Below are 20,829 nucleotides of genomic sequence, written 5' to 3' on the forward strand. Positions count from 1 at the left end.
GGCTACCTTTGCCATGCTTTTGGTTTCCGCTTAACACCCGGAATTAAAAGGGAATTTGGTGTAAATCCAAAACTGTCCCGCAGCTGTAAGCTCCGTAACGGATTTCTATTCATAAAGCCACTGTTTCATATCCATGAAATGGGAAGGTAAGAAACCCGGGAGCAAGTCAGAAGACCTGCCTCTAGCAATATTTCATAGCTTTCGGGGATTGAAGCTAGAGATGAGGTACTTTTGGTATTCCGTATTTTCATTTCTTGTAATTCTGTTTGCTGTGGGGATTAAACTCACACCAAAATGTTTAGGTTTTTACCTGCCTTTAATGGCGTAAAATATTACTCTATCTGCTTGTTCATTTTCTGGACGGCTATTCTCATGCCTGAATTATCTGTTGCGCAAACAGATTCTTTAAAAGCTAATGTATTGAAGGAAGTAGAAATCAAACAGAAAAGAAGATCTACACAAAACCTTTCGCCCACACCGCTACAGATATTAAATGGTAAAGAATTAAAAAATTTAAGCGCCTTATCTGTGGCTGACGCTATTCGCTATTTTTCAGGTGTTCAACTAAAAGATTATGGTGGCATCGGTGGTTTAAAAACCATTAACGTTCGCAGTATGGGTACCAACCATACCGCGGTATTTTATGATGGTGTGCAATTGGGCAACGCACAAAATGGCCAGGTAGATTTGGGTAAATATTCACTTGATAACATTGAAGAAATTTCGCTTTACAGCGGGCAAAAAAGTGATTTGTTAATGCCAGCTAAAGCTTTTGCTTCAGCCAGTTCACTCTATTTAAAAACAATTGTTCCTTCGTTTGAAGCTGATAAACCCCGAAATTTTAGGATTGCTGTTAAAACAGGTTCCTTCGGCCTAATTGATCCTTCGCTTACGTATTACCATCAATTGGGAAAGCGCTTGTCGCTAAGTTTAAATGCCGAACTCATCAATGCCAATGGGAAATACAAATACCGGTACACCAATGGCGTTTATGATACAACGGTAGTGAGGCACAACGCAGATATTTTTGCAAAACGAATGGAGGCTGGTTTGTATGGTACTACGCTTGATAGCAGCAAATGGCAAATCAAGTTATACAACTACAATAGCGAAAGGGGAGTGCCCGGTGCCATTGTTTCCAATAAATTTGATTTTACCCAGCGCCAGTGGGACGATAACTTCTTTGCTCAGTCATCTTTTGAAACTAAGGTAAATCGAAAATTTCAATTCCTCGCAAATGCCAAATATGCATATGATTTTACCAGATATCTTGATCCGGATCGGGTTTCACTATTTGGCGCATTAGATAACCGATATGCACAGCAAGAATTCTATTTATCACTTGCAGGTTTGTATCATTTCACTAAATTCTGGGATCTTTCCTTATCAACAGATTATACCTATCAGCAATTGGATGCCAACCTGGAAAACTTCGCCTATCCGGAAAGGCAAACTGGTTTAGTCGCCCTGGCTACGAAATTTAGCTGGCCAAGGTTTAACATCCAGGGCAATGTTTTGGCAACCCTGGTTAACGATCAGGTTAGAAATAATACGCCAGCAGGCGATAAAACTGAGTATACGCCAACCGTAATGGCTTCCTGGCAGCCCTTTACAAAAAATAATTTGAGGTTAAGGGCCTTCTACAAATCAATTTTCAGGATGCCAACTTTTAATGATCTGTACTATACTTTTATTGGTAACAGTAAGCTGAATCCGGAATATACGAGTCAGTACGATTTTGGCTTTACCTATTCGAAATCTTTTGAAGGTAAAAAACTCAATCACATTTCGCTTCAAACAGATGTTTACTATAGCGATATAAGGGATAAAATTGTTGCCATACCTACCTTAACGTTATTCCGCTGGACCATGTTGAATTTGGGCAAAGTAGAAGTAAAAGGCTTAGAAACGAATCTGCAAAGCCATTGGAATTTCGACCAGCTTAATATCATTGCAAAGGCCAATTATACCTATGAGCAGGCCTTGGATGTTACTCCCGCAAGTGAGCTTTTTGGTCAGCAGATTCCTTATATCCCGGTAAATAGTGCCTCGTTTACGCTGGCATCAGATTATAAAAACTTTGGGTTAAGCTACAGTTACATCTACACTGGCGAACGCTATAGCCAGAAAGCAAATATCCCCGTTAACTATGTAGAACCGTGGTATACTCATGATTTGGCAGTTCGGTATTCCATTAACGCTTCAAAAATAAACTACAGCATTTCTGCTGAATTGAATAATGTTTTTAACCAGTACTACGATGTGGTGCTTAATTATCCAATGCCTGGAAGAAATTTCAGAATTACACTTATTACAAAATTTAATTAATACAAAATGAAAAATTCTACAACTGTTAAAATGTTAATGTTGTTCGGCTTAAGTACCGTTTTATGGTCTTGCCGAAAAGATAAATCGGTTACGCCAGAGGAGCAGGTTCAGTTACCCGGGCAAGGCATTACTGCCGTAAATGGCCTTTATATTTTGAATGAAGGAAATTTTGGTTCGAACAAAGCTTCATTAGATTATTATGATTATGCAACCGGCGTTTACCGCAGAAACCTTTATGGAGCGGCTAATCCGGGTGTAACTTTAGGTTTAGGTGATGTAGGTAATGATATTAAAATCTATGGATCAAAACTTTATGTGGTGGTAAATGGCTCAAACAAACTGGAAATTCTAGATGTTAAAACGACGAAAAAACTGGCACAGGTTGATATTCCAAACTGTCGTTATGTTGCATTTTACAAAAATAAGGCTTACGTAACGTCCTATGATGGTTACGTTGGGGTAATTGATACCGCATCATTTAAAATAGATACCAAAATTACGGTTGGCCGCCAGCCTGAAGATTTGGCTGTAGTTGGCGATAAGTTGTACGTGGCAAATTCTGGCGGTTATACCAGCAGCAATTATGAGCGTACAATTTCTGTAATTAATTTAGCCACTAATCTGGAAACCAAAAAGATTGATGTTGCCATTAATCTTAATCGTTTAAAAGCTGATCAATATGGCGATTTGTATGTGACGTCAAGAGGTGATTATGGAAGTATTAAATCAAACCTTTATGTGGTGGATACCAAAACTGAAACCGTGAAGAAAAAGTTCGATATTGAAGCCAGCACCTTTACCATAGATAAAGATTTTGCTTACATTATCAGTACCGCCTGGAGCAATGCAACCATGTCTACGGTGGTTTCGTATTCAAAAATAAATGTTAAAGATGAAACGGTAATTGCCGGCGGCTTTATCAGTGATGGAACCGAAAAGCAAATTATCATGCCTTATGGAATTGCAGTTGACCCGATCTCATCCGACATTTACCTTACCGATGCTAAGGATTATGTTTCGCCTGGTGCATTGTACTGCTTTGATAAAACTGGTAAAAAGAAACTCTCTGTAGTTACAGGAGATGTACCGGCTCATTTGGTTTTCTACACTAAATAATTGACCCTCAAAATATAAAAATGAAAATTAACAAGCACCTATTGGTTTTATTTGCTGTATCATTATTCTTTTTTGGATGTAAAAAAGATTCAGTAACTGCACCTGACGGGAAAATGGGCATCACCGAAAATGCCCTTACAGGAAAGGTAAATTCGAAAACTGAATTATATGCAGTTTCAAACAACGGAAAAGGTTTCCAGCATGAATGGAAGCTGGATGGTAAAGTAGTGAGTACGGCTTACAATTTTGGATTTACGCCAACTACAGCGGGTACCTATATTGTAGATTACAAGGGATACAATGAGGCCGGAAGTTTTACGCATCAATATACCATTACTGTTCCGGTTCCGGTAGTTGCTGCTACGCCAACCAGCAGCAAATTTATCAGTAAAGTTTTTGAATATGCACCAGCGCCTGGCCAACACATTAATAATGCTTCTTTAGGTTCTCCGGAGCAAGCGCAGAAATTAATTGGGAGTACTGCAAATATGGTTTCGTTAGGTGGTTTTGGTGGTTACATCGTTTTTGGTTTTGACCACTCAGTGGTAAATCAAACCGGAGCCGATTTAGCAATTTATGGAAATCCTTTCGGTCCACCTTACGCTTTTGCTGAACCAGGAATTGTAATGGTGAGCCAGGATAAAAACGGCAATGGTTTACCTGATGATGAATGGTTTGAATTGGCTGGAAGTGAATATGCGAAAGCAACGACCATCAAAAATTATGAAATTACCTACACCAATCCGAAAGCGGCTGCAAATGTAGCCTGGACAGATAACCAGGGGAATAGTGGTTTTGTAAACAACAGTGCAAAGCGGATTAATTTTTATCCATTGTTTGCTTCAAATCAGGATAAAATAACTTTTAAAGGTACTTTATTGCCATCAACATTGAACAGTTCTGGTATCGTAACCAATGCAGCTTTCGATTGGGGCTACACAGATAGTTATTCAACAGGTGATGATTATAAAACGAATCTTTACAACAGCTTCGACATCTCGTGGGCTGTTGATTCAACCGGTAAAAAGGTAACCTTAAATACGGTAGACTTCGTTAAAGTTTATACTGCTCAGAATGTAAACGCTGGCATTTTAGGCGAAGTTTCGACAGATGTTAAAGGTGCTACAGACTTAAATATAAAATAATTCTTTTACGCTTCTCAAAGTAACAAAGCTCTTCAGATGGAAACGTTTGAGGGGTTTTTGTTTTTAAAGACTACGTTAAATAATAATGGCGAATTTTTTGGAGATCATCATCAAGCTCATAAACTAAAGGAACTCCGGTTGGAATTTCCAATGCTGTAACTTCATCATTTGAGAGTTTATCAATGTATTTGATTAAGGCTCTCAGGCTATTTCCATGAGCCGAGATAATCACTTTTTCATTTTTGCTAATGGCAGGTACAATCGATTCAATCCAGAAAGGAAGTACCCTAGCAATCGTATCACTGAGGTTTTCGGTTAGTGGTAACTCATCAGGTTTTAACGATTGATACCTTGAATCGTTACCAGGCCAGCGCTCGTCGGTTATTGTAATGGCCGGCGGTTCTTCTTCCGGATCTCTCCGCCATTTTTGAACTTGCTCAATGCCATACTTTTTGGCTGTTTCTTCCTTATTTAATCCCTGCAGGTTTCCATAAAAACGTTCGTTTAAATGCCAGCTTTTATATTCCGGAATCCAGAGATGGTCAAGATCTTCTAAAATGATATGGAGGGTTTTAATGGCTCTTTTTAAAAGTGAGGTGAAAGCAATATCAAAGTTGTAACCGTTTTTCTTTAAAATTTCGCCTGCTTTTTTGGCTTCCAGATAGCCCTGATCCGCTAAATCAACGTCTGTCCAGCCTGTAAATTTATTTTCTACATTCCAAATACTTTCGCCATGGCGGATCAATACCAGTTTTTTCATTTTTAAATTACTTTCTAATCACAACTTTACAGGGCTTGAATAAAAATATTTTCATCAAAACCGGAGAAGCAAATAATAAAGTTCCTATCATAAATGTAGCGGTAAGGCCTGTTATGAGTTTGCTTTTTATCCTTAAAAAAATAAATTGCTCGATTGTTCTTCCTAACCAAAACAAAGAGATGCCAAGCAGAAATACATTACCTAATCTGCTGCTAACTAATTCTTTTGGAAATACAAAACAGACTATTGCTATACCGATAAAAATATAAATTAACCGGAGATTTGCTATTTGTACTATTGCTCTATTGGCGAGTGAAATTTTTTTGAGATCTTGTTTCCAGTCAAATAGTTTCCAAAAGTATGCATGGAAAATTGCAAACGAAATTGAATAGATTCCACAGAGATATACGATATATTTAACTGTTGAATAGTTCATGCTTGCGAAATGATTTTTCATGAATTACAATTAAGGTTTAAGAAGCTAGCCTTAAACCTTAATTTGTAACAAAAGAGATTGCCACGTCGCTGCGCTCCTCGCAATGACGACTGTGGTGTTATTTAAATTCTCTGAAATCCTGTCCGTCTTTAATGTTTAGCAAACTTTGGTAAATCAAGCTGATCACATTGTCAACATCCTCTTTGTGCACCATTTCTACCGTAGTGTGCATGTAGCGCAATGGTAATGAAATTAATGCCGATGGAACACCGCCGTTTGAATATGCAAAAGCATCGGTATCTGTTCCGGTAGAACGGGATGATGCCTGGCGTTGAAACGGAATTTCGTTTTTCTCTGCAGTTTTAATCAACAACTTATTCAAATTAGTTTGAACCGCCGGAGCATAAGAAACCACCGGACCTTTACCCGCTGATAAATCACCCTGTGTATTTTTATTGATCATTGGCGTAGTGGTATCATGAGTTACATCCGTAACGATAGCCACATTTGGTTTAATGCGTTGCGCAATCATTTCAGCGCCACGTAAACCAATTTCTTCCTGTACTGAGTTTACAATGTATAAACCAAAGGGAAGTTTTTTCTTGTTTTCTTTTAACAAACGGGCAACCTCGGCAATCATAAAACCACCAACGCGGTTATCTAAAGCACGACCAACATAATAACGGTCGTTTAAAACCATAAACTCGTCTTCGTAGGTGATTACGCAACCCACGTGAATACCCAATTTCTCCACTTCTTCTTTGGAAGTACAGCCACAATCCAGGAAAATATTTTTCAGTTCTGGTGCCTGTTCTTTTTCGCCATGGCGGGTATGAATGGCTGGCCAGCCGAAAACAGCTTTAACCAATCCTTTTTCGGTATGGATGTTTACACGTTTAGAGGGTGCAATCTGATGGTCAGAACCACCATTGCGGATTACGTAAATTAAACCATCATTTGTGATGTAATTCACATACCATGAAATTTCATCGGCATGAGCCTCAATTACAACTTTATAAGGTGCTTTTGGATTAATTACACCAACCGCAGTGCCATAATTGTCTACAAAATGCTCATCAATATACGGCTTCAAATAATTTAACCATAATTTCTGTCCTTCCCACTCGTAACCGGTAGGAGCAGGGTTATTGATGTATTCTTCTAAAAACTGCAACGATTTTTTGGTTACCACAGCAACGTGTTTTTTCTTATCCTGCGCCTGAGGCAGGTTAGCGTCTTCTTTTTTCTTAGCCATATTTTTATTTTATCTGCCGTCATCCTGAATTTATTTCAGGATCTAATTCAATAGGTGCTGACACAAGTTCAGCATGACGATTTTCCTATTAAAGTTCTCTTTCCATTACAACAAAATCATACCCATCTTTAAAAAAGGTTTTTTCGGTCTCATGGAATCCAAATTTATAATAAAATTCTTTAGCATTCACCCTGGCGTTACACCATAGCTTACTTGCTTTTTGAATTTTACAAAAATCTAAGATATATTCCATCAGTTGAGAGCCATAACCTGATTTTTGCACATCAGCCAGGACGGCCAGTTTCCGGAATTGGTAAACATCTCCTTTGTGAAACAACGAAACTACACCAGTGAGTTTATGGTCGGCATAAAGGCCAAAGTGTAAACCATCAAAATCATCTGGCAACTTTACGCTGTCGAAAGGAAGTTCCGGATACATTACCTCATGGCGGATGCGCCAGGTGAGTGAAGGAAATATTTGTTCAATTTGTACTAAGCTGCTCAAGTTTTAATTTTTTTTCGTCCGTAAAATAAATATATTAAAATATTTAACAGGATGATTCCAGTCATACCGTAGCAAAACATTGCCCAGCCGCCATGCCCCCAAAGCCATAAACCCAGTGCCGAGCCGCAGCTGGCACCGATAAAACTTACTGACATGAAGATGGTATTCAGGCGGTTTCGGGCTTCGGGAATTAAAGTATAAATACGGGTCTGGTTGGTGACGTGAATCGCCTGCTGACCAATATCGATGAGTACAATTCCGATAACAAACAGATACAAATGACTGCCGGTGAAATAAAACAAAGCAATGCTGATGATTTGCAAAATGAAACCAATCATCAGGTTTTTACGTGGATTGTTGCCATCACTTAGTTTTCCTACCAGTGGCGCTGCCAATGCACCTGCTGCGCCGGCAATTCCGAACAATCCGATTTGTAGGGTTTGAAAACTGAATGGTGGATTGGCGAGAAACAATACCATTGTAGTCCAGAAAGCACTGATGATGGCGAAAGCTAAAAAGTTGATAATTGAGGTTTCGCGGAGTGCAGGCTGGGTTTTGATGTAACCAAACATCGAACTCATTAATTGTTTATAGCTGCCTTTAAATGCCGGGAAACTTTGAGGAAACCGTTTCGCCATTAAGAGAATAAGCAATACGCAGATTCCTGCAGCCATGTAGTAAACTGCCCGCCAGCCTAACCAGAAACCAATGCTGCCACTAACAGCTCTCGATGCCAAAATGCCCACCAATAGTCCGCTCATAATCATGCCAATGTTTGCCCCACGATTTTCATCAGTACTTAAATTAGCTGCAAGCGGTAAAATAAGCTGTGGAACAATGGAGCAAATGCCTATCAGCAGCGAAGCGATTTCGAGCAGGAAAAACGAATGCGAAACCGCTGCGGTTAACAAAGCTAAAATTGCCATTCCGGTGATGATCAGGATTTGTTTTTTACGTTCAAACATATCGCCCAGCGGAACAAGCAGAAACAAACCTATTGCATAGCCTATTTGAGTGATGTAAGTGATTCGACCCGCATAAGTTTCTGTTAAATTAAAATCTTTGGCAATTAGAATCACCAGGGGTTGGCAATAGTAAATGTTCGCAACAATTAAACCTGTGCAAAAGGCCATTAATAGGATGTCTATTCTTTTTAACATGGTGACATGTAAGATGTAAATATATAAATGGATGATGTAGGCGTGAATTTACCATCTTCCATTGTTATAAAGGTATGAAAGATGTAAAATGGATGATGGAGCTACATTATTGGATAAGGAGTTTTCCATTTCCCATTTTCGCTCATCCATCTTCCATCGTTACAAAACTATATAAGATGTAAATATGTAAATTGAAATACTTTGTGAGATTTGAAATTTTCCATTTCCCCTCATCCATCTTCCATCCTTACAAAGGTATATTGCCGTGTTTTTTACGTGGATGATTCACCACCTTATTTTCTAACATTTTAAAAGCTTTTATCAACTTTATTCTGGTTTGGGCAGGCTCAATCACTTCATCAATAAAACCACGTTCTGCAGCACGATAAGGGTTTGCAAAAATATCCGAATAAAGTTTTTCTTTCTCCAGCCATTTCTCCTGCGGATCTGCTGATGCCGTAATTTCTTTTTTGAAAATGATTTCCGCTGCACCCTTGGCACCCATTACAGCGATTTCGGCACTTGGCCAGGCGTAATTCATATCGGCACCAATGTGTTTGCTGTTCATTACATCGTAAGCGCCGCCATAAGCTTTTCTGGTGATGACTGTAATGCGTGGAACCGTTGCCTCGCTAAAGGCATAGAGTAATTTCGCCCCATTGCTGATGATGCCATTCCACTCCTGATCAGTTCCCGGTAAAAAGCCGGGTACATCTTCAAAAACCAATAAAGGAATATTAAAACAATCGCAAAAGCGAACAAATCTAGCAGCTTTGGTGGATGAATTGCTGTCTAAAACGCCAGCCAGATAAGCGGGTTGATTGGCTACAATACCGATGCTTCTGCCTGCCAAACGGGCGAACCCGACCACAATATTTTCAGCATATATGGCATGAACTTCCAAAAAGCTATTTTCATCTGCCACTTCGTTGATAATTTCCCGAATATCATAAGGTTGAGAAGCATTCTCTGGCATAAAGGTATTTAACGATAATCTACTTTCATCGCCAGTTTCAAAATCAACTTGCTCAGGTATTTCCTCACAATTTTGAGGCATATAACTCAGTAATTTTTTAAGGTGATTAATCGCCTCAATTTCATTGGCGCAGGCAAAATGCGTTACGCCTGATTTAGTTGCATGCGTGGTTGCGCCACCCAATTCTTCTGAAGTGACTTCTTCATGTGTAACCGTTTTTACTACGTTTGGTCCGGTAACAAACATGTAAGAGGTATTTTCTACCATTAAAATAAAATCGGTAATGGCAGGAGAATATACCGCACCACCTGCACAAGGCCCCATAATGGCAGAAAGCTGCGGAATAACTCCCGAAGCTTGTACATTTTTGTAAAAAATATCGGCATAACCACCTAAAGAAACCACGCCCTCCTGAATCCGTGCGCCACCACTATCATTTAATCCAATTAATGGAGCACCATTTTTCATGGCCATATCCATCAGCTTGCAGATTTTTTCGGCATGGGTTTCAGATAATGACCCCCCAAAAACAGTAAAGTCCTGAGAAAAAACATAGGTTAAGCGACCATTGATGGTTCCGTAACCAGTTACCACACCATCACCCAGGTATTTTTCACGCTCCATTCCAAAATCGGTGCTGCGGTGTGTTACGAACATGCCAATTTCTTCAAAACTTCCTTCATCCATTAAAAAATGAATCCGCTCACGGGCAGTAAGTTTTCCTTTTTTATGCTGACTATCAATTCTTGCCTGCCCACCGCCAAGCTTTGCTTGGTTCGTTTTATCTTGAAGTATTGCTATTTTCTTATCCATTACCGAAGGTTGAGAATTTAAAATTAAAAATTCCTAGCGGTAATGCAAGTCAGCATTCAATTTTCACACAACCAAACTGAGCGAATAAGCAAATTATGAAGAAAACTCAGCTTAAGCCAAACGCCGATTGTTGATTTTTTCTTCGTAAATTAAATATGAGAAAATTTGCTTTATGAGCGAGCGTATTGGCTAGTCAATATTTTTTACAACTTAAAGTATTGAAAAACCAATTATCCGTTTATTTTTGTAAGATCACATTAGAATGAGATTAGAATTTTAAAAAATGTTTCTAAGAAAATACAGATACATCATCGTTGCAGCATTTATGCTCATCTTCTCTGCGAAGATGGTCATTTCTGGTGCGCCGGTATTTTGTGCAAGTATTGATAAAGAAATAATGAATGCGGTGATCATGCAAATCGAATTAGAGCATGATGGCGGGAAAGATGCCGCCAAAGACATTGCAAAATTTTCTGATTTCAAACTTTTAGAACTTAACCATCCCATTTTTTCTTACGAGTTCTCTTCCAGTCATTTCATTTTGAAGAGCAGTTTTATTGAGCATTTCAAACGGTATGTTGATCCATATCACCCTACGGTTCCGACACCGCCACCGAACTTTATTTAGTTTATTTTTTGAGCTAATCCTTTAGTTTTACTACAATTGATCTGGTGGAAATACTGGCAGAATCATCTGTAAGAAAAATTTAAATGAGGTTAGCGCCAGCGATTTGTTCGTTAAAATTTACCAGATAATTATATCGTTATGCAAAAGTTTAACCCGGCCCTTTCAGGCTCGGACGTGAAGAAATATTTTCTTGCCAAGAATTTAAAAAGAGATCTTCCCTCAAGTATTGTTGTTTTTTTAGTGGCCTTGCCACTTTGTTTAGGTATCGCACTGGCCTCGGGTGCAGAACTGTTTGCCGGTTTAATTACGGGTATCATCGGCGGCATTGTCGTGGCTTCTTGTAGCGGATCGCAGCTTAGTGTCAGCGGACCAGCAGCTGGTTTAACAGTTATTGTTTTAGGCGCAATCACCTCATTGGGCAGCTACCCGACTTTCTTATTAGCCGTGGTTTTAGCTGGGGTTTTTCAAATTATTTTGGGCCTGGTAAAAGCCGGAACAATCGGCAATTATTTCCCGTCAAGCGTAATAGAAGGGATGCTGGCAGCAATTGGTTTAATCTTAATTTTAAAACAACTTCCGCATGCTTTAGGAGTGGATACAGATTTCAGTGGCGATGAAGGTTTCTTTCAGCAAGATCACGAAAACACGTTTTCTGCCATTAGCGCTGCAATAGGACATTTCAGCCTGGCTGCGGTGGTTATCAGTGTTCTATCTATTTTCATTTTGTTGTTCTGGCCAAAAGTTAGGCAACTGGCAATTGTGCCCGCTCCATTAATCGTGGTAGTAATTGGTGTGGTTGGTACGCTTATCTTTGCCGGAACAGATAATGCTTTGCGAGCCGATCAAATGGTTAAAATACCAGTGGTTGGAGGTTTTTCTGAGTTTATGGGTTTATTTACCACACCCGATTTTTCGCAATTGGCAAATAAAAACGTTTACATCGTTGCGCTAACCATTGCGGTTGTGGCCAGTTTAGAAACCTTGTTAAGCATCGAAGCAATTGATAAAATCGATCCTATTAAACGGGTATCGCCAACAAACAGAGAATTACTTGCGCAGGGAATAGGAAACGTTGCTAGCGGTATGATTGGTGGTTTACCCATGACTTCGGTAATTGTTCGGAGTTCAGCCAACGTAAATGCAGGAGCGAGAACCAAAATGTCGGCCATTTTTCACGGTGTTTGGTTGTTGCTATCGCTATTGTTTATTCCGCAAATCATCAATATGATTCCGCTTTCGTGTTTGGCCGCCATATTACTGGTAACTGGTTATCGGTTAACGAGAATTAGCCTATTTAAGCACATGTACCACAAAGGCTGGGATCAGTTTGTGCCATTTGTAGTCACCATTGTTGCCGTATTATTTACCGATTTATTAAAAGGAGTAGCTATCGGAATGTTGGTTTCAATTTTCTATCTGCTCCGCACCAACATGCGTAACCCTTACTTTTACAGAATTACGAATGAAGGCGATAAAAAGAACATTAGAATTAAACTGGCCGAAGAAGTATCTTTTTTAAATAAGGCTGCCATTCAGGTGGTTTTAACTAATATTCCTCGCGAAACCAATGTAATTATTGATGGGTCAAATGCCCGTTATATCGATCCGGATGTATTGGAAACGATTTTTAATTACAAGCATAACGCCTACACAAAAGGCATCATTGTTACGCTTGAGAACGTAAAGAAACACTACACGGTACCAAAGTTAACCAATAAGGTTTTAGAGGATATCAATAAATAACGTAAAAGAAGCCTTGGCTAATGCCAGGGCTTTATTTTTCTTCGGTATTCGGCATGTTACCTGCATGGCCTTTGTTCCCTTTTTCAGCATCTTCACGTGCCTCTTCTGATCCAAAATCACCTCTTCCAAAATTTCTGCCCAAATTTCCAGCATCCGATTTTACCTTGTTTTTGTCGTTATTTTCATCGCTGTGGTGGCGAGGCACCAATCCATCAGGCATATTGGTTTTATCTGCCGAATTATCAGCATTTTTATCTTTTAAGTTTTCGTTATCTTGATTTTCCATGATGTTGTTTTTTATATAGAACAGCTGGAAATGGCGATAGTTTTAAAGGATTTGGAAATGAGCGGTTTTGCTCTTCGTAGGTACTCAAGTCCCGCCATTTGCTATAGCCCTCGTGAAAAACTCGGGGCTGCCGCTTCTGTCGGGTTTAGAAACTATGGGTTGTAGTTCAAAGTAAAAACCACCCCGCCTTGCAGGCACCCCTCTTTGAAACAAGGAGGGGAGTTGAGCGTGCTAAAAAACGGTCGTCATTGCGAGAAATTATTTTTCATAGTTTCGTGGCAATCTCATTTGAATCAGGAATGAGGTTGCTTCTCCCATGAAAATCGATTTCAAAATGACGGAAAGCCGCAACCCTAAATAGTAGCAAAAACTTCTGTGTATAAACGGGATTGAAGCGACATCTTTTTAGCTGTCATCCTGGGCACAGCGTAAGGGCAGCTAAAAAATATAGCGCAAAGCCCGACTAACATTAATTTAATTACTGCATTGCTTTCCAAATCGTTTTTAAAAAGAAAAACCTCCGATTGCTCAGAGGTTTTTACATATTTATCTTTGCAAAAAGATTAGTCTTCGGCTAAAAACGGGTAACGGTAATCAGTCGGCGATTCGAAAACTTCTTTGATGGTACGTGGAGAAACCCAACGCAATAAGTTAATCATCGAACCGGCTTTATCGTTTGTACCAGAACCTCTGGCACCACCAAATGGCTGCTGTCCAACAACGGCTCCTGTACATTTATCGTTGATGTAAAAATTACCTGCCGAGTTGCGTAACGCATGGCTTGCCTTGTCAATCGCATAACGATCTTGCGCAATCAAAGCGCCTGTTAACGCGTATGGCGAAGTGGTATCAATTACTTCTAAAATCGAATCGAAATCTTTATCAGCGTATACGTAAACGGTTAAAACCGGACCAAATAACTCTTCGCACATGGTGGTATATTTCGGATCGTCGACCACTAAAACGGTTGGTTCTACAAAATAACCTTTACTCTTATCGTAATTTCCGCCAGCAATAATTTCTACGCCTTTATCCTGTTTGGCTTGGTCGATATATTTAGCTAATTTATCGAATGAACGCTCATCAATTACGGCGTTGATGAAATTTGTAAAATCTTCAGTTCCACCCATTTTAAATGTAGCCAAATCGCGTAGCATTAACTTTTTAATTTCAGGCCAAAGGCTTTCTGCGATGTAAACACGACTTGCGGCTGAACATTTTTGTCCCTGATATTCGAAAGCACCACGAACAATTGCAGTACTTGCAATATCAGTTTGTGCCGATGGATGAACCAGAATAAAATCTTTTCCACCAGTTTCACCAACGATACGAGGATATGATTTGTATTTATGGATGTTTGTTCCAATCGTTTTCCAAATTTCCTGGAAAACTTTTGTAGAACCGGTGAAGTGAATACCTGCAAAATCAGGGTGATTGAAAATGACATCGCCAGTTTCTGGTCCGTCAGCATAAACTAAATTGACAACGCCATCTGGCAAACCCGCTTCACGGAAAATTTCCATTAAAAGGTTTGCTGCGTAAACTTGTGTATCTGCAGGTTTCCAAACCACAACATTACCCATCATCGCTGCTGATGCTGGTAAATTTGCTGCGATTGCGGTGAAGTTAAAAGGAGTTAGGGCGAAAACAAAACCCTCTAATGGGCGTTGCTCCACTCTGTTCCAGCTTCCACGAGGTGAAACCGGAGGTTGTTGTTTGTAAATATCGCTCATGTAACTTACGTTAAAACGTAAGAAATCAATAAGCTCGCAAGCGGCGTCTATTTCAGCCTGGTAGGCATTTTTGCTTTGACCCAACATGGTCGCTGCATTCAATTTATAACGGTATTTTCCAGCGATTAAATCAGCTGCCTTTAAAAAGATTGCGGCTCTGTGTTCCCATGGAAGGTTTTCCCAATCTTCTTTTGCCGCCAATGCCGCATCAATAGCTTGTTGAATATGTGTTTTGTCGCCAATGCTATATTGCGCTAAAATATGTTGATGATCGTGTGGTGGAACAACTTTACCCTTTTTCGCGGTGTGAACTTGTTTACCGCCAATATACATCGGGATGTCTTGCTGGTGTGAGCGAGCTTCAGCCAACGCTTCTTTTAAAAGAACACGTTCTTTACTGCCTGGGCCATAATTTAATATAGGTTCGTTTACCGGAGTGGGTACGTTAAAAAATCCTTTAAGCATATTTTATTTTTTATGATTTGGGCAAAGATAAGGCTTTTTGAGGGATGCAATTCTATTCTTCTGTAAAGAAAATATGGAGAAAATTTGGTGTTATGAACTGTAAAAAAGCTTTAGTTTAAATAGGCGTCAAAGTTTCGGCAGTTGCAGAAAGTTAATAAACAAGCGCCAGGTATTGACCATGATGACTTACACATGCCGGAAAGGTTTCTTTGTAATGATCAGGCAGATTTGGTGTTTGATAGATCATCACTTTTACTTTTGTATCATCCTGGTGAGGTGTAGCGATGGTATGGATGTATTCTTTGTTGATGTTGCTTTTGGTAAAGTACGTATCCTGATCGACGGTAACAATACCAGATGTTAAGCCATTTTCTGATTGGACACTACATGCTAAACCTGCAGGCGCAAAACTCCTGATGCCGGTTCTGCGGTTATGAATTTTGTAAGCAGCCTCTTTCATACTCCAAAATAACCAAACCATCACATCTGGCTTAGTTGCAGATTGAATGAGTAGCTGCTCATGGGCTGTAAATATTTTATTCAGGAATCCTTTTCGCTTCCAGTTGCTTTGGACTTTAGCCAACGACAGATCGACAATGTCATTCCCCAGCATTGTTGCCAAGCTTTGATTGTATTATTTCAATAGTTGCCTGTACGGTGAGCATTTTCGCCATCGAATCATTGTCTATTTCGATGCCAAATTTTTCTTCCACATCTAATACAACATCAACCAGGTTGGCAGAATTGATTTTAAGATCTTTAATAAAATCTGTGTTTTCACTTAGCGTTTCGAGCACTGTTGTTTCTTCGCTATAGGGTTTGATGATCGTTTTAAGTGCTGCGATAATTTCGTCTTTAGTCATGGTTGTATTTTTTAAAAATTACACATACGTTCACATCGCCAAAGCCAAAACTAGCCTTTGCAACGATCTCGATTGGTTTGTTGACAAGCTTTTGCGGAATGCGGTCCTCATTAATCAAGGCTGTTATTTCGGGATTTAAATCTTCGCAATTGATATTTGGGAAAATAAAACCATGTTTAAGCTGTAAAACCGAGGCTACGCTTTCTATACTCCCGGCTGCGCTAATGCAATGACCAATCATTCCCTTTAAAGAATTGATGTAAGGGAAATTCTCAGCTGTTGAGTTCAACGCCGTTTTCCAGTTTTCGATTTCAAGTGCATCTTTTGCTGTCGCCGTAAGATGTCCGTTTATTGCCTCAATTTCATCAGCACGAATTCCGGCATTTTCAATGGCATTTTTAATACATCGCTGAACAGCTTGTGGATTTGGAGCGGTCATGGTGCCTAAACCACGTTGACCGCCAGAATTTAAATGGCCGCCCAATATTTCAGCGTAAATTTTTGCACCCCTGGCCAGGGCAGACTCAAGGGTTTCCAGTACCATTGCTCCGGCACCGCTTCCGGGCACAAAGCCACTTGCAGTGGCACTCATGGGTCTGCTTCCTTTTTCAGGCTCGTTATTGTGCTTAAAGGTACAAACTTTCATGGCATCAAAACCACCCCAGATATACGGTCCGCTATCACTGGTGCTGCCAGCAAGCATTCTTTTCGCTTTACCAGCCTTAATTCTTTCAAAGGCTAACAAAATACTTTCGGCTCCGGTTGCACATGCCGAAGAGTTGGTGCTGATTTGATTGCCCAAACCAAGCTTGCCGCTAAGAAAGGCACTCACGGCGCTCGCCATGGTTTGAATGACTACAGAACTTCCGATCTTTCGGATTTCCATATCATCAATTTTATTAATTGCCCATCTAAATTTGTCAATGCCCGATGTTCCCGTTCCGAAAATGGTTCCGCTATCCCAATCCGGTTCGTCATCTGCGCTTTTTTCTAAACCTGCATCTTTCCAGGCATCTAAACCCGCAATTACACCATAAACAATTCCGCTGCTGTTTAAATTTCTTAATTCAAGCGGTGAAAAATATTGAGCAATCCGCTCATCGCTTAAGTCGGGTTTTCCCGCAATTTGGCAAGAAAACCCAAAAGCTTCCAAGTCTGGCTGGTGGGTGATGCCTGAGATTCCATTTTTAATGGCATGGGTAAATGAAGCAACGTCTGTTCCATTCGGAGCACATACGCCCAACCCGGTGATGACCACACGAGGGCTATTCATGGCTTTTTGAAAGTAACATTCCAGAAATAGTTCCTTTACTTACAAGCTCTCCTTTAACGTTTTCCATTTTTACGCTACAGCTTAATTTATTGAACCTAAAATATTTTTTTTCACTACTCACCCACACCTGTTCACCAGGATAAACGGGCTGCATAAAATCAAGTGAATTTGAGGTCATGGCGAAGGCCAGGTTTTTATCATTCAGCTGATCTTTTAACAGGAAAATCCCCAGGCATACCAAACCAATTTGTGCCATGGTTTCGGTTAAAATTACTGCCGGTGTTACTGGTTTATCCTTAAAATGACTACCGTAAAAATTGAGGTCTTTACTGAAGGTATAAGTTCCTTTGATAAATTCCTCATTTACATCCAAAAGCTCGTCAACGAATAAAAAATCCTTTCCATAAGGTAACTGGTCTAAAATTTCCTGTACTTTCATATTACCATTGCAATAAGATTCTTTGTGCTGAGAAACCCGGACCAAAACTTAACATTAAACCCTTTTCTCCAGGCGCCGGCTTTTTATCCATATAATTTTCCAGTACATATAAAACTGTAGCACTACTCATATTGCCGTACTGCTTTAGAACTGCCTTTGTTTCGTTTATGTTTTTACCTAATTTACTAAACAATTCCTCTACGAGTTGGATAATTTTCTTTCCACCTGGATGGAAGATCAGATGATCAACATCTTTAATTTCGAGACTATTTTTTGCCAGAAAAGGATGAATAATTTGTGGGAAATGCGATTCGATGGTATTTGGAACCTCCACATCTAAAACCATTTGCAGTCCGGTATTGGTTAACCTAAAGCCCATCATTTCCTCTGCATCATAAAAGTGATACATTTCTTCGTCAATAATTTCTGGCCCTGTGTCATTGGGGTTAGAACTGAGTAATACACATGCAGCACCATCGCCAAAAATCGCGGCACTAACAATGTTTGCCATCGAGAAATCATTTAGCTGGAAGGTTGCAGAAGGCGATTCGACGGATACAACGGCAGCCCTTTTGCCGGGATTTGCTTTTAAAAAGTTCTTTGCATAAATCATCCCCGAAACACCAGCGGCACAACCCATTTCAGTAACGGGCAACCGAACAATATCCTGACGAAGTTTGAGCTTGTTAATTAAATAGGCATCCAAAGATGGAATCATAATGCCTGTGCAACTCACGGTAATGATATAATCTAAATCTTGTGGCTTCCAGTTTGCTTTTTCGAGTGCATTTTCCAAACATTTTGCGCCTAATTTGATACCCTCACGAATATAAATGTCATTTCTGGCTTCGAAGCTCAGGTCGCTGAAAACTTCTTCAGGAGACATAAAAGAATAACGTTTATCAACGGCAGCGCCTTCAAAAATCTTTTTAACTTTTCTCACAAAACGCTCATCCTGATCTTTCAGCCAACCATCTAAAAAAGGAATAATATCTGCTGTTTCACGCCAAAATTCGGGTAAGGCCTTGGCCACTGCTTTTACAATTACGCTCATTATGTTTTAATTATCCATTGGTATCTAAAAGCCCACTTCCATTTAACTGCACTCGATTTTAAATTTAACTTTCGGGCATATTCAAGAAGATCTGCCTTTTTAAATCCGCGGAGGATGGAGACCAATCCATCTTCGCGTGACATGTCATTTAACCTAAAAACAAAGCATAAGGCCTTGAAGAGTTTGTACGCCAAAGCACTACGGTGTAAGTCATTTATTACAATTCCAATTCTAGCAGATTGTTTCAGCCGATTCATCAGTTTTATGATTTCTTCATCAGTAAAATGATGCAAGGTTAAAGTACAGAGATAAATATCAGTAGATTCTTCAGTAGCGGAATGATCGAAAATATCTTTGCACTCGTAAGTGATGTTGGAATAGGCGCCCGATAAATGTTTTGCATGATCAATTGTAAACTGGTTTGCATCAATTCCTGTCAAACTAAAGTTCAAATTATTTTTTCGGGCATATTCAGCTAAAGTTCTAAGCATATCACCATTGCCACAACCTATATCAGTTATACGCACCAATTGGGTTTTTGGTTTGTCTTTTAATAATGTTTTTACGCCATCGAGGGTAACTTTGTTTCCGCCGAGCAGTTTGTTTATGTTTGCAATTTTGTCTAATGCGTCGCGTAATGTTTCGCCCTTCATTTCGAAATCATCCATCAGCTCTGGCGCATTGCTTCTAAATCTGGTATCAACAATCATAAATCCAAAATGGTTATCGGCTTACCGTGCGTATATTTTATCATTTTTTGTAGTACAGCTGGAAACTTCGCTGCAATATTTATGGCTACATCTTCAACGATTTTATTTTTTAGGAATGAAGCCAATACTTTTCCAGCTTGCAACCTTTTGCTAAATAATCGTTTCCATGCTAAAGTGTAATTCTTTTCCAATTCAAACCGATCGGCTGATGTGTTTAGCCGATGTTTGGCCAGCAGCTCAGCTGCAATTTTTGCGCTGTGAATGGCCATTGCCATGCCATTTCCGCACAGCGGATGGATCAATCCGGCGGTATCACCAAGCATTAATATGTGGTGATGTACAGGTTCTTTTTGTTGGAACGAAATCTGACTAATTGTTAGTGGCGCATCAAAAATCATTTCTGCTTCCTGAAGAATTTCTTTTAAATTTTTATTTTGATAGAGTACGTTTTCCTGATAAGCCTCAATATCCTTATGTTTTTTAAAGCTTTCATAACTTGCCAGATAACATACATTCAGCACATCGTTTTCTACTTTTGAAACGCCACAATATCCTCCGGGAAAACTATTCAGGCTTACCAGATTATTGGGGAAATTTGAGCGATAATGCGCTTTGATGGCAAGATATGGAGATTTTTGATTAATGAATTTACGTTCCAGTTTGATGTCGACAGCCGAACGTTTGCCGTAAGCGCCTAAAACGTAGCGGGCTTCGAAACTTGTGCCAGATGTCGTTTCAACCAGAAAGTGGTTTTCATTAAAGGTTACCTGATCTACTTTTTGGTGTATTACGTTAACGCCATTATTTATTGCCAGCTTGTACAGGTAATTATCAATGCTATGTCGGCTGATGCCAAAACCACCGAGCGGCAAACTGGTGTTAACTTGTTTACCAGAAGCTGATGTAAATTGTAATTTGTTGATTTGCGTAGGCAATAGATTTCGAAGATCTATACCTAGCCAATTTAAATAGGGAAGAACTTCGTTAGAAATATATTCCCCGCAAACTTTATGATGAGGATAGACAGATTTCTCAATTAATGCAACTTCAAAGCCTAACTTATTGAGATGAAGCGCTGCAGTTAAGCCAGCTAATCCACCACCAATAATTAAGATTTCTGCTTGAAGCGGCATAAAAGGAT

At 39.6% G+C, this 20,829-nt stretch carries 20 protein-coding genes and 1 riboswitch; of the genes, 5 read left to right on the top strand and 15 right to left on the bottom strand.

The genetic code is table 11. The annotated features are described in order from the left end of the window. The first annotated feature begins 3 nt into the window (after positions 1-3). Positions 4-198: riboswitch (cobalamin riboswitch) on the top strand. 96 nt (positions 199-294) lie between these two features. The 3 genes from R2Q70_RS13895 to R2Q70_RS13905 are packed head-to-tail and all read left to right on the top strand — an operon-like array spanning position 295 to position 4,589. After that, a complete protein-coding gene (locus R2Q70_RS13895; protein ID WP_316808171.1) occupies positions 295-2,328 on the top strand; it encodes a TonB-dependent receptor plug domain-containing protein in 2,034 nt (677 codons plus the stop codon). 6 nt (positions 2,329-2,334) lie between these two features. Beyond that, positions 2,335-3,444 (top strand): YncE family protein, encoded by a 1,110-nt coding sequence (locus R2Q70_RS13900; RefSeq protein WP_316808172.1) that lies wholly within the window; start codon positions 2,335-2,337, stop codon positions 3,442-3,444. Positions 3,445-3,464: 20 nt separating this feature from the next. Further along, complete coding sequence (locus R2Q70_RS13905; RefSeq protein WP_316808173.1) at positions 3,465-4,589, top strand: PKD domain-containing protein; 1,125 nt, start codon at positions 3,465-3,467, stop codon at positions 4,587-4,589. Between the two features lie 70 nt (positions 4,590-4,659). Here R2Q70_RS13905 and gpmA read toward each other — a convergent pair whose 3' ends face one another. From gpmA to R2Q70_RS13935, 6 genes are all read right to left on the bottom strand, one after another. Further along, the gene (gpmA, locus tag R2Q70_RS13910) at positions 4,660-5,349 is read right to left on the bottom strand and encodes a 2,3-diphosphoglycerate-dependent phosphoglycerate mutase (RefSeq protein WP_316808174.1); all 690 of its coding nucleotides are present in this window, start codon (positions 5,347-5,349) and stop codon (positions 4,660-4,662) included. Between the two features lie 7 nt (positions 5,350-5,356). Beyond that, complete coding sequence (locus R2Q70_RS13915; protein ID WP_316808175.1) at positions 5,357-5,806, bottom strand: hypothetical protein; 450 nt, start codon at positions 5,804-5,806, stop codon at positions 5,357-5,359. Positions 5,807-5,903: 97 nt separating this feature from the next. Then, positions 5,904-7,040: a M42 family metallopeptidase gene (locus R2Q70_RS13920; RefSeq protein WP_316808176.1), complete on the bottom strand. Its 1,137-nt coding sequence runs from the start codon at positions 7,038-7,040 to the stop codon at positions 5,904-5,906. A gap of 88 nt (positions 7,041-7,128) precedes the next feature. Continuing rightward, on the bottom strand, positions 7,129-7,545 hold the full coding sequence (locus R2Q70_RS13925; protein ID WP_316808177.1) for a GNAT family N-acetyltransferase: 417 nt from the start codon (positions 7,543-7,545) through the stop codon (positions 7,129-7,131). Beyond that, the gene (locus R2Q70_RS13930; RefSeq protein WP_316808178.1) at positions 7,542-8,705 is read right to left on the bottom strand and encodes an MFS transporter; all 1,164 of its coding nucleotides are present in this window, start codon (positions 8,703-8,705) and stop codon (positions 7,542-7,544) included. Before R2Q70_RS13930 ends, R2Q70_RS13925 begins: the two co-directional genes overlap by 4 nt. 247 nt (positions 8,706-8,952) lie before the next feature. Further along, positions 8,953-10,494, bottom strand: a complete 1,542-nt coding sequence (locus tag R2Q70_RS13935) for an acyl-CoA carboxylase subunit beta (protein WP_316808179.1) — start codon at positions 10,492-10,494, stop codon at positions 8,953-8,955. A gap of 283 nt (positions 10,495-10,777) precedes the next feature. On the opposite strand from R2Q70_RS13935, the gene R2Q70_RS13940 reads away from it, so the two are divergent. Continuing rightward, positions 10,778-11,122 (top strand): hypothetical protein, encoded by a 345-nt coding sequence (locus R2Q70_RS13940; protein WP_316808180.1) that lies wholly within the window; start codon positions 10,778-10,780, stop codon positions 11,120-11,122. Between the two features lie 138 nt (positions 11,123-11,260). After that, entirely contained in the window at positions 11,261-12,865 is a 1,605-nt protein-coding gene (locus R2Q70_RS13945; protein WP_316808181.1) for a SulP family inorganic anion transporter, read from the top strand. A gap of 31 nt (positions 12,866-12,896) precedes the next feature. Here R2Q70_RS13945 and R2Q70_RS13950 read toward each other — a convergent pair whose 3' ends face one another. The 9 genes from R2Q70_RS13950 to R2Q70_RS13990 form a co-directional block, all read right to left on the bottom strand. Continuing rightward, positions 12,897-13,151, bottom strand: coding sequence for a hypothetical protein (locus R2Q70_RS13950; protein WP_316808182.1), 255 nt, complete (start codon positions 13,149-13,151; stop codon positions 12,897-12,899). A gap of 563 nt (positions 13,152-13,714) precedes the next feature. After that, on the bottom strand, positions 13,715-15,349 hold the full coding sequence (pruA, locus tag R2Q70_RS13955) for an L-glutamate gamma-semialdehyde dehydrogenase (RefSeq protein ID WP_316808183.1): 1,635 nt from the start codon (positions 15,347-15,349) through the stop codon (positions 13,715-13,717). 151 nt (positions 15,350-15,500) lie between these two features. Further along, positions 15,501-15,962, bottom strand: a complete 462-nt coding sequence (locus tag R2Q70_RS13960) for a 4'-phosphopantetheinyl transferase superfamily protein (protein WP_316808333.1) — start codon at positions 15,960-15,962, stop codon at positions 15,501-15,503. Beyond that, positions 15,949-16,212: an acyl carrier protein gene (locus tag R2Q70_RS13965; protein WP_316808184.1), complete on the bottom strand. Its 264-nt coding sequence runs from the start codon at positions 16,210-16,212 to the stop codon at positions 15,949-15,951. Before R2Q70_RS13965 ends, R2Q70_RS13960 begins: the two co-directional genes overlap by 14 nt. Continuing rightward, positions 16,205-17,485 carry a beta-ketoacyl-[acyl-carrier-protein] synthase family protein gene (locus R2Q70_RS13970; protein WP_316808185.1) on the bottom strand — a complete coding sequence of 427 codons (1,281 nt, stop codon included), beginning with the start codon at positions 17,483-17,485 and terminating at the stop codon, positions 16,205-16,207. The genes R2Q70_RS13965 and R2Q70_RS13970 overlap by 8 nt, the downstream gene beginning before the upstream one ends. Continuing rightward, a complete protein-coding gene (locus R2Q70_RS13975) occupies positions 17,478-17,924 on the bottom strand; it encodes a 3-hydroxyacyl-ACP dehydratase FabZ family protein (RefSeq protein WP_316808186.1) in 447 nt (148 codons plus the stop codon). Before R2Q70_RS13975 ends, R2Q70_RS13970 begins: the two co-directional genes overlap by 8 nt. Position 17,925: 1 nt before the next feature. Continuing rightward, a complete protein-coding gene (locus R2Q70_RS13980; protein ID WP_316808187.1) occupies positions 17,926-18,978 on the bottom strand; it encodes a type III polyketide synthase in 1,053 nt (350 codons plus the stop codon). Beyond that, positions 18,978-19,688 carry a methyltransferase domain-containing protein gene (locus R2Q70_RS13985; RefSeq protein ID WP_316808188.1) on the bottom strand — a complete coding sequence of 237 codons (711 nt, stop codon included), beginning with the start codon at positions 19,686-19,688 and terminating at the stop codon, positions 18,978-18,980. Before R2Q70_RS13985 ends, R2Q70_RS13980 begins: the two co-directional genes overlap by 1 nt. Continuing rightward, complete coding sequence (locus R2Q70_RS13990; protein ID WP_316808189.1) at positions 19,685-20,821, bottom strand: NAD(P)/FAD-dependent oxidoreductase; 1,137 nt, start codon at positions 20,819-20,821, stop codon at positions 19,685-19,687. Before R2Q70_RS13990 ends, R2Q70_RS13985 begins: the two co-directional genes overlap by 4 nt. Positions 20,822-20,829: the final 8 nt, after the last annotated feature.

Source organism: Pedobacter agri, from assembly GCF_032678665.1.
GTDB lineage: Bacteria > Bacteroidota > Bacteroidia > Sphingobacteriales > Sphingobacteriaceae > Pedobacter > Pedobacter agri_A.